The following is a 1,430-nucleotide window of genomic DNA, read 5'->3' as shown; positions in this document are numbered from 1 at the left end:
GGACACAGGTATGGGTGTGGTCGGGTGCGGGATCTGTTCCGGGGGTGCTGGTGACCGTGACCACAGTGCGGACCCGACATGACCAGCGGAGGAGGCCCGCGGCATACTGTCGGAATCATGCGTGAGTTGCTCCTCCTTCTCCGCCGCGGCGAGGCCTGAATTCGGCCGCCCTCGTCGCGGAGTTCGCTGTGCCCGGCTGAGCACCCCGCAGACGAGAGAGTGAAGTAGAGGAACACCATGATCGGCATCCAGAAACCCTCGGGCATGCCCGCCCAGAAGTACGTCCCCTTCCAGGACCAGATCCGCGTCGAACTGCCGGACCGCACCTGGCCGGACCGCGTGATGACCCAGGCGCCGCGCTGGTGCGCGGTCGACCTGCGCGACGGCAACCAGGCCCTCATCGACCCGATGGATGCCGAGCGCAAGCTGCGGATGTTCAAGCTGCTGGTGAAGATGGGCTACAAGGAGATCGAGGTCGGCTTCCCCAGCGCGAGCCAGACCGACTTCGACTTCTGCCGCCAACTCATCGACGAGGGGCACATCCCCGACGACGTGACGATCCAGGTGCTGACCCAGTGTCGCGACCACCTCATCGAGCGCACCTTCGACGCGATCAAGGGTGCGACGTCGGCGATCGTGCACTTCTACAACTCGACCTCGGTGCTCCAGCGTCGCGTCGTCTTCGGCCTGCCCAAGGAGGGCATCATCGACATCGCCCTCCAGGGTGCGAGGCTGTGCCGCAAGCTCGAGGAGACGGTCCCGGAGACGCAGGTCTTCTACGAGTACTCCCCGGAGTCCTACACCGGCACCGAGCTCGAGTTCGCGGTCGAGATCTGCAACGCCGTCATCGAGGTCATCGACCCGACCCCCGACCGCAAGATGATCATCAACCTGCCGGCGACCGTCGAGATGGCCACCCCCAATGTGTATGCCGACTCGATCGAGTGGATGGTCCGTCACCTCGACCGTCGCGAATCCGTTGTCGTCAGCCTCCACCCGCACAACGACCGCGGTGAGGGCGTCGCGGCCGCTGAACTGGGCTACCTGGCGGGCGCGGACCGGATCGAGGGCTGCCTCTTCGGCAACGGTGAGCGCACCGGCAACGTCTGCCTGGTCACCCTGGGCATGAACCTCTTCTCCCAGGGCATCGATCCGCAGATCGACTTCTCCGACATGGCCGAGATCCGGCGCACGGTGGAGTACTGCAACCAGCTGCCCGTCCACGAGCGACACCCGTGGGGCGGCGACCTCGTCTACACGGCCTTCTCCGGCTCCCACCAGGACGCCATCAAGAAGGGCTTCGAGGACATGGACAAGCGTTCCAAGGCGGGCGGCAAGGCCATCGACGACCTCGACTGGGGCGTGCCCTACCTGCCGATCGACCCGCACGACATCGGCCGGTCCTACGAGGCGGTCGTGCGCGTCAACAG

Annotated in this window: 1 protein-coding gene; it reads left to right on the top strand. The window is 65.9% G+C overall.

The annotated features are described in order from the left end of the window. Positions 1 to 237: 237 nt before the first annotated feature. A partial coding sequence (locus BN10_RS14525) for a 2-isopropylmalate synthase (RefSeq protein WP_040752004.1) occupies positions 238 to 1,430 on the top strand: 1,193 nt, incomplete at its 3' end.

The organism is Phycicoccus elongatus Lp2 (assembly GCF_000367525.1).
Taxonomy (GTDB): domain Bacteria; phylum Actinomycetota; class Actinomycetes; order Actinomycetales; family Dermatophilaceae; genus Phycicoccus_A; species Phycicoccus_A elongatus.
The sequence above is the reverse complement of the archived record's forward strand: the minus strand, read 5'-3'. Positions and strand labels throughout refer to the sequence as shown.